This is a genomic window from Scytonema sp. PCC 10023, assembly GCF_963920835.1.
Taxonomy (GTDB): Bacteria; Cyanobacteriota; Cyanobacteriia; order Cyanobacteriales; family Nostocaceae; genus Kalymmatonema.
Window position 1 is genome coordinate 1 of sequence record NZ_CAWUDP010000182.1, and the last position, 9,647, is coordinate 9,647.

A 9,647-nucleotide genomic window follows, 5' to 3' on the forward strand; every position below is an offset into this window, starting at 1 on the left:
TATGTACGGACTGGTTACCGCGATTCAGCTAGTAACGAATCGCACTAGGGGTCAGCCTTTGACCAGCAGCGGTCAATCAACGCTTGTACATAGTCACACTTCGCAATAAATCTGCTGATACCGCGAATCTTTACAGGTTCATTTCGCTTTGTGATGATGCCCGGAATATGCAGATATACAATTTTTTCACAAACTTCTATGGTTGCGTGGTCAATTCCTGCCTTGATTTGGTCTGGTGTCCATCCCCATTTCTCCAGTAAATGTTTAGTGTTTTCAAGGCTGTAGAGGTGTCTCAAAGCGTAGTCAAGGGCGTTGTTTTCATGAAGCAATGATTGATGAAAAGCTGAATAGTTGCGGTCAGTGCGTGTGTGTGCTTTGGCGGAAAATCTAGTCATTGGTCGAAGCGCTTCCTTTTTTTAGTGAATGTTTGCGTAACCGAATGTTTATGTCTACGGGTAGCTGGCAACAGCTACCCGATTTCTTCTTAGAACGGCACGCCACCGCCACGAGCAAAGAAGATTTCTAAATCGCTTGGATTGACCAACAATTTAGCGCCAATAGAGGACACGCAAATCAGCCGTAGATAGCTTTTACCATCAATGACCTGAGATACTGCACCCTTAACCTCAACAAAATCGTTGATTGCAGGGATGAAAATTGATACGGGAGAGGTTGAATCTTTCATTGTTTTGGTCGAACATTGAACTATATTTATTATAGTATGTATACAAGCTAAAATAAGATATCTCTACAAAAACTTCATAATTTTCTAGCTCGTATACGCGCTAGCATGAGAGTAGAAAAATAAGGGTAAGGGTGAAGGGAAATGGGAGCAGGTAGAGGCAGACCGGGAGGAAACCCCGATTTTGGCACAAAGTACAGGTTTGACTTTGGCAACAAAGAGACGCGTGATCAGGTAGTTGCTATTAGATTTTCTGCAAGCGAATTAGAAAAAATTAAAGCAATGGGAGGCGATCGCTATAGGGAATTTTGCAGAAATGCTATTCTTGAGGCGCTTAAGCAAGCAAACTAGGAATTAAAACAGTGAACAGTACCAGCAGCCGCAGTAACGCCTGCTATGGTGGGGGATTTAAACCCGCCCTCCGGGTATCTCCTTCGGAGACGCTTCGCGAACGCCACTTGCTCTACTTGGGGAAACCCCAAGACCGCAGTGGCTCACCACCAAGGCTCTCTGGTCCAATTGGTGTGGTGTTTCCCCCGGAGGATGAAACTGATACTGCGGATACTTGATAACTGATAACTGATAACTGGTAACTGTTAAAAAAATATGGTGTAGCGCTGTATGCCACACCATATTTTTTTAGTGGGGCAGCGTGACCACCCCACGAAAAAAGTTAGAACAAAGAAAGTTGAACCGGAGCGTGCCCGAAAACTGAGGAGCAGCCAAACCAACCGGGAGAAGCCGGAACCGGAGACAAACCCCAACCGACTGGACACGGTAGCGAACCCAAAAACACCAGAGACGGAACACCAGAACCAAGGGCAAGAGCGAGTGATGCCCAAGAACCGGAACGGGAACCAGAGAAGCACCGGGAACTGGAAGCGGAAGGGGACAGACCAGCGGGACAAGGTGACGACGGGAAAGAAACCCACAAACCACCACCAGACCTGACCGCCGAGACGCAAGCAATGGAACGACCAGCGAACGCCCCACGACCGACACCCCATTGACCAGAGGCGACCGAGAACACCTCAGCCGACGGGAACGCGGAACGGAAGAACGCATCAACACCTGCGGCACACCCTACCAGGACGCGATTGCGCGAAGCGCAGTGCCGAAGGCGATCGCCGGCGGAGACAAATTTGGCAGCAGCTGCCAACGGAGCAAACGACGCAGGACACTGCCGAGAACCGGAAAACCCAAAGCAACTGAACTGAGAAAAGATTGATTGCAGCATTGGTCGGAGAACTGAAACTAAATATATTATAGAGCGTATACGGGCATTAAACAAACATTACAACCATAAAAGCGACCAACGCAACCATGACCGCCAGCTGCGACGACGACTAGTCGTGTCATTCCTCTGTTGAAGAATTTTTAAAAGCTTTCACCCGGATGAGTCGCGGCGTGAAGTTCGGAGGCGGACGCCGCCACACTATATATAGATGTGGATTTTATGAATAGATGTGTGGTGTGGCGTGCGACCCGCCGCAGACGAACGACCGCGCCGACCGAACGAGCAAGCGAACTTTTTGAGAGTTAACTTCGGCGACTCGTGAACAACGCCCACCTCAGCTTGATTGCCAGTGGGACTTTTTTTGAGGAAGTATGAATATTTTTTTCGCTTGGCGCGAGTCTTCGAGCGCGAAGTTACCATCAACAAGCCGGGCGGCACTCCTGATGAATGGGCGTGCCATTGCGAGTTGTGCCGCGTCCGCGTCCGGATGACGAGTTTGTTTGCGATCGCTTTTCAATGAGGCTTGTCAAAAAAAATAGGCGATGGCGTAGCCGCCCGCCCTGCAGGCTTCGCATTTTTGGATTGTTCTTACCGAGGTGAGTAAGAATATCTCCAGCTAAAAGCCATGTTATCTACGGAGTAATCCAAGATATCTTTGGATTTTAATTTACTAAGGTATATATAAAAGTCTGATTCAGTAATTGCATTGGCTTTGCAGAATGAAGCTACATTAATTAATGGTTCTGGCTCTGCTTTGAATTGATATAGTATTTTTGCTTCTGGCTTAAGCATTTCTCCAATAATGCTAAGCTCTGAAACCTCTGGTATTTTTAATTTCGACCAAAAGATTTCTACATTTTCAATACTAAAATCTAATATTTTATTTTTCTGTAATGTAGACAAACTTGAGATGAAATCACGAATGCTTACCCCTGTAGCATTAGAAAGAGATTTTAAATCTATTTGCCCAAGGTTGGAGATGGACTCTTCTTGAAGAACCCAAAATATATAAGCATTTTTTGCTAGCCCAAGACTATATAATGCTTTTAAATCTTCTAGGGATATGGACTTAAGGTCAAAACCTAGCGCGGTTGGCAGCCACTTCATTAATAATTGGCTCTGAACATCGGTCGTCCTGAATCTTTCATAAAGCTCCAGGATTTTTGGCAAATCTTCTATTATTTGGCTTTCTGAAAGATTCCACTTTTTTAGGAAAGCTGGATTTATGTAAACATACCCGCCACCGACAAGATTAGTTTCGGCTTGAATGGCATTATATAGGTAAGCTGTACTGCCAATTGATTCATAAGATGCTTTCACTTCTTTTTCACTCATCCTTGCGTACGACACAAGACGAAGCTTAAGTGTAGGTAGTGGCTGGAATTTTATCAAATCCTTCTTTGCTAATTTACAGGAGTGTCTGAAAGTATCTATGTAAGAGAAATCATCAGCAAGAGCGTCACCAAGGTCAATAATAGTTGTTGCACTCGTCAAGAGCGAGCGCAGTTTTAGAAAAATGAAAAATGAGTGATTTAGTAAATCTAAATCATAAAGCTTAGCCATGTATTGCGTAAGGTCTACCATATTCTTTAAAAAGCTTAAAGTTAAAAAATCTGGCTGACCACAGGTGACAACGTGATCAGCCTTGGACGCTTATATAAGCCAAATGACGCTTACATTACTTAAATCCAGAGACAGGACTTTTGACCCGTCGTCGTTCGTTTTTTGGCTGAGGCTTGTTAATTCTTGGAGTAGGGTCGCAGGTGGAATACTCCAAGGAGCCACTGAATAGTCAGTGGGTTCGACTCCTTGAACCAATCCGCCACCTTTATTTAGGAGTAGTGCGTAGTAGATATATGCCGTTGAGTTGATGATTCCGTCCTTTTTCATGCTAAGGACTTCTTCTCGGGATATGGTAGTTGTTTCGTTCTGTCCCCACGTCACCTGAACAGGTCCTGGGGTGATTTTCAGTACTTTACGAGTCTCTAGCGTTTGCAGATATCTCATCAGGTTGGTGTTGGAGACGCCCCAATCAGACTCAAAGGCGTCCGTGTCTATGTCTTGGCTGCTGTTTGTTGGGTCTTTTAGTAATTGCAAGCCAAAGTAGGTGTACTCGAATTCAGAGATAATTTTGTAAGTCTTTAAACTGGTGATGGTGGGTTTATCTAAGGTGATGGGCATTTTTCTTTTCCTAGAGTTATAATCGTGCTTTGCCTGTTCTCCTAGGTAAATCAATCACCACTTACCCCACGAATCGGTATCTCTCCCAGATGCCGATTTAATTTATTATAGGGGCTTGTTTTAGTTTGACCGAATCAGTTACCAGTTATCAGTTATCAGTTACCAGTTACCAAGTACCCGCAGTATCAAGATGTCCCAAGTCAATCTTCTCACTGGCGGCTGGTACTGTTTACTGTTTACTGGTCACTGTTCACTGTTCACTGTTTTGACGCTCGTTTTTTTGAGGCTCACGCACCCAACGAATACTGCAAAACAATCGTTTATAGTGGGCTGTAAATCATTGCTTCCATTTTTTAAACTCGGGTGTTGAAGAATGCCTGAGTTTTTTTGCATTGTTAGAGCTTATCCCCTGGAATCACCGCTGTACAAAAAATATAAGCGTTGCTTGCCTGATATCGGCGATCGCTTTTAATCCGGCTCATAAACTTCCTCTGTCCCTCAATAAGCTTCCCGACAAGACATCCGGCAGACGCTCGACCAACTTTATCCATATCAGATCCATCGTGTTGGTTAACTCCATAACGACCCTCCGCGACCGCATCACCAATCCGCAACCCGTCCTCGTTGTCATCTCGACAAACTTTGACATCAGCGACTTGAACCAATGCCTCATGTGGTCGCGAATTCCCATGCATCCCCACAGCCCACGCCCAATATTGACCGAATTGAATCCTGGCGGCTCCCGCTGGATTCATTCGGTGGTAAGTGTAGTAAGCACCAGGCTCACAAGTCGCTGCCCACGCTTCTACTATTTGAGCCTTGCCAGAATCATCTACTTGGAATAAAGCGCGGGTGTCGTTCCACTCGTCCAATCGGTCACTATTGAGGGTTCCGTCTGGGTACATCCCCTCTATATATACGATATTGAAAACATCTCTTCCCCGAGCTATCCAATAATTGTGCTTTTGGTAATAGCTGATGATTTTTTCCATCAGCCCTTCAGCTTCAATGGGTGGCAATGGTGGCGCAAGCCTTAAAGAGGTTTTAGCCGCTTCGTCGAGAATCCCGTCTGGCTCGGGGACACCAGTAAGCTTTTGAAATTTCATCAAAGCACTTTTACTGAGGTTGCCCCATTTACCATCTGCCGGAGGGTCGAGCAATCCTTGATTAATTAGTATTTGTTGGGCTTCTTTATTGTTCATGAATCCTCCTAATGTAAAGCGGCACTTAAAGCTTATTAAGCGCCGCAACTAAATTTCAGGGTTGTATGGTGATTTTTGAAGAGTTTCAGGTCTTGGACACCATGCTAACTCAAGCTTTTCTAAATGTCAGGTGCGTTCCCATGATTGAAAAAATTATCAATGCTTTTCTAGATGTGATTAAATCCCTTCTGCCCAACCACAATTTATCTACTCTTGCGTGGATAATTCGACTATCTTTCTTATCAGTGCTGGTAGTGGGAATAGTTTTTGGAATGAAGGACACGCCTTTAGGCGATCGCATTGGATTAAGTAAGCAAATTGAGTTACCACTGTTGACTCATACTGAAGTGATAAAGAACTTTCGTCAAAGTTATGAAGAAATATCACAGTTGAGGGAGTCAGACCCCAATGTTCGCGCCACGTTCCTCGTAGCATTGATAGATAATTCCACAAATAATATTGTGCAATCTCAAAACATTAAAGATACTAGGCTAATGTTTTGGGCATGGTCAGTACCCGTTGACAAATACTCCTACTTGGACGTATTTGAACGAGCTTTCAACAGTATCAAGGGAGAATTTCAAGCTAAGCTTAATGATGGTTCTTGCCTGAGTGGTGAGATTCAGAAACCAGTGCTAGAGCAGCTTAAGCGCGGTGTGTATGATTTTCAATCTACGCATTTCAGCGTATGTCCAGTCTTTACGAGCCAGAATAAAAGATTGGTTACCGCTGCGATCGCTCTCTATAAGCAGCCCGATTCGCTTCAGCTTTATTTTTATGAAGATAAATTGCAAAGGGCTGCCAGTGCAATTAGTACGCTTTTCTATAGTTTTAGTGAAAAGTATCAGATTATATTTGATTAGTTGCCATAGCTTACCATCTGTGCTAGTTTGGTTGCCTGTAAGATGGTGTACTACCAAAGCCCCCTTACCGCAACCTTAAGGGGGTTTATCTATTTAAGGTTTCCTCTGAGAAATACTTGGCATTTTGAGTCGAGATGGATTAAAAAAAGATTAATGAAGGGAAACGCTGATAGAATCCGACCTACCAAGTAATAAAGCTTGGTATTTTTTTTGATTCATTTTCTCAGAGGAAACTTGCCGAAAGGGTGAGTAAATGCTTTGATAGTCTTGGATTTTTTTATGGTATGAAGGGTCGTCCCGTGTGGTTGACACGGGATATTTTTTTGAGCAAATGGATGGATGCGTTCGCCCCAATAAAAACTGGCTTTAAGAGTTTAGAATATTGATTTGTAATTGCCAAAATCTTAAAATAAAGGCACCCCAGAAACGCACAACTAATTTCATGGGGTACCTTTAGTCAATATGCAAGTATGAAAATTATAACAACAGAAGAGCAGAAACCGATTCTCTTTTCAACCCCAATGGTAAGAGCAATTCTAGAGGGTAAAAAGAGCCAAACTAGACGCATTGTTAAATCTCAATCCGATGCAAAATGCCCATACGGCAAGGTGGGTACAGAGCTATGGGTAAGGGAAACCTGGTCACAAACGCTTTCTGGAGACTATATTTACAAAGCGAATTATTGCGAGGAGAACCCGCCAATGGGGTTACGCGGAAACTGGAAGCCATCAATCCATATGCCCAAGGATGCAGCCCGAATCTTTTTAAAAGTCTCTCAAATTCGCACTGAACGATTGCATGATATTAGCGAGTGCGATTCGTTGGTAACTGAATCACGGTAACCAGTCCGTACATAAGTTACCCAACCAGCGATGGTTGAACTCCAGACAAGATGAAGGTGAAAGCCCTTCCCCTCAAACTCAGAGGTGACTCCTCATCTGCCCACGCCGAGTAGACTCGGAATTCTACAGAGCGAAGCCGGGAACAGGGCGCAATCAGACAACTGTTATGAGTTGACACTGGCGCTAACAGGGAGTACCCACGGTGAAACAGAACCTAGAAAAGCAACCCATATCAAGGCAGGGCATAACATTAAAAACCCTGACTTCGCTAGAGTAAAAATCCCGCCGATGTATTCGCTGACAAGCGGCAAGAGTAAGGGGTTCTAGCGGTTGAATTGGCTCCACCTAACGGTACAAACAATCTCATCTGGGGAACGAAGAAAAACGAGTTGAGAGTCTTGAGGAGGTCGAACCTCAAGTAGGTCAGACGAGCGACGGAAACCTTTCAATTCGGGTAGGACAGACCGTAATTGGTCGGAGATGTTCAGAATACACAAACCGGAGTTAGCGCATGATTAGACACAGTGTCAAAACTAGTGAATCTTGGAGCAAGTTACCGTGGAAGCAATTCCGCAAGAACTTGTTCCGCCTACAAAAGCGAGTGTACAAAGCAGTTCAAGTTGGCGACAGGCGGAGAGCGCGGTCACTGCAAAAGCTGATTCTGAAATCCACTTCAGCGAGATTACTGGCGATTCGACAAGTATCTCAGCTAAATGCTGGTAAAAAGACTGCGGGTGTTGATGGCAAAGCGTCCCTCAACTTAGAAGAACGCTTTGCGCTTGAGGAAACCCTCAAGACCAACGCTATTAATTGGCATCATAACAAATTACGGGAGATACCTATCCCCAAGAAGGACGGAAAAACCCGAATACTCAAAGTCCCAACTATGGCAGACAGAGCATGGCAGTGCCTAGCGAAATATGCCTTAGAACCAGCACATGAAGCAACCTTCCATGCCAGAAGTTACGGGTTTAGAACAGGACGTTCAGCACACGATGCTCAAAAGATTCTATTCTCAAACCTTAATTCAAAGGCAAATGGAATAACTAAGCGAGTTATCGAACTCGACATCGAAAAATGCTTCGACAAGATAAGCCACAACACCATAATGGATAACCTCATTGCCCCAGCAGGCATGAAGAGAGGTATCTTCCGCTGCCTCAAGGCAGGTACAAATCCTGAGTTTCCTGAACAAGGGACTCCCCAAGGCGGTGTGGTAAGTCCTTTATTAGCTAACATCGCGCTCAATGGAATCGAGGCAATCCACCCATCTGTAAGATATGCAGATGACATGGTAATTATCCTCAAACCCAATGAAAATGCGAAAGAGATTCTTGGAAAAATCAGCCAGTTCCTTGCGGAGAAAGGAATGAACGTCAGCGAACGCAAGACCAAGATAACCGCCACGACAGATGGCTTTGATTTCCTTGGCTGGCACTTCAAAGTGCAGAGCAACGGAAAGTTTCGATGTGTTCCCTCAATGGATAACTTCAAAGCTTTTCGTCAGAAAGTAAAAGCAATCGTCAACAACTCGAACTATGGTTCCAAGGTAAAAGCTGAGAAATTAGCTCCCTTGGTTAGAGGCTGGAGGAATTACCATCGCTACTGCAAGATGGATGGCTCAAGATTCTCTTTGTGGCACATCAATCACAGGGCGTTCAAGGTATTCAACAAGGAAGCAAAGAACGACCAGAAATCAAGCGAAAGCCTGATAAGAAAGGCGTTCCCAGCAGTTCCTTACTCCGAAAACAAACACGTCAACGTCAAAGGCGCTAAATCGCCGTACGACGGAAACATAACCTACTGGAGTGAGCGTAACAGCAAACTCTACGAAGGAGAAACCTCTAGAGCTTTAAGACGGCAAAACCATTCATGTGGTCACTGTGGCTTAAAAATGCTTAGTGAAGAGAAAGTACATTTACATCACGTAGATGGAAACCACAACAACTGGAAGCCTAAAAACCTACTGGCTGTACACGAAAGCTGTCACGACTACATCCACATGAGCAAAAGCGAAAGCTAAGAACATCGGGAGCCGGATGCAGCGAAAGTTGCACGTCCGGATCTAACAGAGAGGGACGGAGCGTAATAGCTCCTCTCGACTCTACCAGAAGACGCCTTGGCAGAGGGAATCGAGGAGATTCGCGGTAATAGCTTAAACCGCTATACAATCCACATCCCAAAAGATAACGCTCACTACAACGCTCGTACAGCTAAAGAGGTTTTTCAGATGTTGTGGCAGTCGATTAATGGTTCGGAAAGCTGGGACGCCAATCCACTGGTTTGGGTTGTTTGCTTCTCTTAGAGGAATCTAGGAGGCTAGAGCCTTTTTGCGCTGGCAGAGCCAATCGTCTTCTTGCCCGAAAAAAAAGCCCCTTCCGGGAAGGGGTAATAGAATGTGACATTGGCTTGTCTTAAATGTAAGCAAACGAGACTTATGCAGTTGGGTGCGATGATCGCGGTGTTGTCCGAAAAAAAAGCCCCTCTCGTGAGGTAGAGGGGCTTTTTAGCGGTGGTACTTAATGACGCACCCAGATGACAATTATTAATTGCAGGCAGCATCAACTTATGCAGCTATGCGATTGCCTTTGTCTCTTCCTTGAAGGTAGGCGATCGCAATTACTTCACGCTTTTTCTGAC

The 9,647-nt window shown here is 44.8% G+C and carries 13 protein-coding genes; 6 read left to right on the top strand and 7 right to left on the bottom strand.

Going from position 1 to position 9,647, the window contains the following annotated elements; genetic code table 11:
• Positions 1-44 precede the first annotated feature (44 nt).
• Entirely contained in the window at positions 45-395 is a 351-nt protein-coding gene (locus tag ACM0OZ_RS46450; protein ID WP_414589744.1) for a hypothetical protein, read from the bottom strand.
• Between the two features lie 89 nt (positions 396-484).
• Positions 485-685, bottom strand: coding sequence for a hypothetical protein (locus tag ACM0OZ_RS46455; RefSeq protein WP_414589745.1), 201 nt, complete (start codon positions 683-685; stop codon positions 485-487).
• 141 nt (positions 686-826) lie between these two features.
• On the opposite strand from ACM0OZ_RS46455, the gene ACM0OZ_RS46460 reads away from it, so the two are divergent.
• Complete coding sequence (locus ACM0OZ_RS46460; protein WP_414589746.1) at positions 827-1,033, top strand: CopG family transcriptional regulator; 207 nt, start codon at positions 827-829, stop codon at positions 1,031-1,033.
• A gap of 11 nt (positions 1,034-1,044) precedes the next feature.
• On the top strand, positions 1,045-1,251 hold the full coding sequence (locus ACM0OZ_RS46465) for a hypothetical protein (RefSeq protein ID WP_414589747.1): 207 nt from the start codon (positions 1,045-1,047) through the stop codon (positions 1,249-1,251).
• A 104-nt stretch (positions 1,252-1,355) separates the two neighbouring features.
• Here ACM0OZ_RS46465 and ACM0OZ_RS46470 read toward each other — a convergent pair whose 3' ends face one another.
• The 5 genes from ACM0OZ_RS46470 to ACM0OZ_RS46490 form a co-directional block, all read right to left on the bottom strand.
• Positions 1,356-1,919 (bottom strand): hypothetical protein, encoded by a 564-nt coding sequence (locus ACM0OZ_RS46470; protein WP_414589748.1) that lies wholly within the window; start codon positions 1,917-1,919, stop codon positions 1,356-1,358.
• Between the two features lie 419 nt (positions 1,920-2,338).
• Positions 2,339-2,494: a hypothetical protein gene (locus ACM0OZ_RS46475; RefSeq protein ID WP_414589749.1), complete on the bottom strand. Its 156-nt coding sequence runs from the start codon at positions 2,492-2,494 to the stop codon at positions 2,339-2,341.
• 13 nt (positions 2,495-2,507) lie between these two features.
• Positions 2,508-3,482, bottom strand: coding sequence for a hypothetical protein (locus ACM0OZ_RS46480; RefSeq protein ID WP_414589750.1), 975 nt, complete (start codon positions 3,480-3,482; stop codon positions 2,508-2,510).
• A gap of 90 nt (positions 3,483-3,572) precedes the next feature.
• On the bottom strand, positions 3,573-4,100 hold the full coding sequence (locus ACM0OZ_RS46485; protein WP_414589751.1) for a hypothetical protein: 528 nt from the start codon (positions 4,098-4,100) through the stop codon (positions 3,573-3,575).
• A 395-nt stretch (positions 4,101-4,495) separates the two neighbouring features.
• On the bottom strand, positions 4,496-5,302 hold the full coding sequence (locus ACM0OZ_RS46490; RefSeq protein WP_414589752.1) for a peptidoglycan-binding domain-containing protein: 807 nt from the start codon (positions 5,300-5,302) through the stop codon (positions 4,496-4,498).
• A 140-nt stretch (positions 5,303-5,442) separates the two neighbouring features.
• On the opposite strand from ACM0OZ_RS46490, the gene ACM0OZ_RS46495 reads away from it, so the two are divergent.
• The 4 genes from ACM0OZ_RS46495 to ACM0OZ_RS46510 all read left to right on the top strand — a co-directional run bounded on the left by ACM0OZ_RS46495 (position 5,443) and on the right by ACM0OZ_RS46510 (position 9,312).
• Positions 5,443-6,165 (top strand): hypothetical protein, encoded by a 723-nt coding sequence (locus tag ACM0OZ_RS46495; RefSeq protein WP_414589753.1) that lies wholly within the window; start codon positions 5,443-5,445, stop codon positions 6,163-6,165.
• 470 nt (positions 6,166-6,635) lie between these two features.
• Positions 6,636-7,007, top strand: coding sequence for a hypothetical protein (locus tag ACM0OZ_RS46500; protein WP_414589754.1), 372 nt, complete (start codon positions 6,636-6,638; stop codon positions 7,005-7,007).
• A 511-nt stretch (positions 7,008-7,518) separates the two neighbouring features.
• Positions 7,519-9,030, top strand: coding sequence for a group II intron reverse transcriptase/maturase (locus ACM0OZ_RS46505; protein WP_414589755.1), 1,512 nt, complete (start codon positions 7,519-7,521; stop codon positions 9,028-9,030).
• 96 nt (positions 9,031-9,126) lie between these two features.
• A complete protein-coding gene (locus ACM0OZ_RS46510) occupies positions 9,127-9,312 on the top strand; it encodes a hypothetical protein (RefSeq protein ID WP_414589756.1) in 186 nt (61 codons plus the stop codon).
• Positions 9,313-9,647: the final 335 nt, after the last annotated feature.

Coding starts and splice junctions, on each gene's coding strand:
- ACM0OZ_RS46490 (WP_414589752.1), bottom strand. CDS start 5,302: ATGAACAATAAAGAAGCCCAACAAATACTAATTAATCAAGGATTGCTC.
- ACM0OZ_RS46450 (WP_414589744.1), bottom strand. CDS start 395: ATGACTAGATTTTCCGCCAAAGCACACACACGCACTGACCGCAACTAT.
- ACM0OZ_RS46480 (WP_414589750.1), bottom strand. CDS start 3,482: ATGGCTAAGCTTTATGATTTAGATTTACTAAATCACTCATTTTTCATT.
- ACM0OZ_RS46470 (WP_414589748.1), bottom strand. CDS start 1,919: ATGCTGCAATCAATCTTTTCTCAGTTCAGTTGCTTTGGGTTTTCCGGT.
- ACM0OZ_RS46500 (WP_414589754.1), top strand. CDS start 6,636: ATGAAAATTATAACAACAGAAGAGCAGAAACCGATTCTCTTTTCAACC.
- ACM0OZ_RS46505 (WP_414589755.1), top strand. CDS start 7,519: ATGATTAGACACAGTGTCAAAACTAGTGAATCTTGGAGCAAGTTACCG.
- ACM0OZ_RS46455 (WP_414589745.1), bottom strand. CDS start 685: ATGAAAGATTCAACCTCTCCCGTATCAATTTTCATCCCTGCAATCAAC.
- ACM0OZ_RS46460 (WP_414589746.1), top strand. CDS start 827: ATGGGAGCAGGTAGAGGCAGACCGGGAGGAAACCCCGATTTTGGCACA.
- ACM0OZ_RS46475 (WP_414589749.1), bottom strand. CDS start 2,494: ATGCGAAGCCTGCAGGGCGGGCGGCTACGCCATCGCCTATTTTTTTTG.
- ACM0OZ_RS46495 (WP_414589753.1), top strand. CDS start 5,443: ATGATTGAAAAAATTATCAATGCTTTTCTAGATGTGATTAAATCCCTT.
- ACM0OZ_RS46485 (WP_414589751.1), bottom strand. CDS start 4,100: ATGCCCATCACCTTAGATAAACCCACCATCACCAGTTTAAAGACTTAC.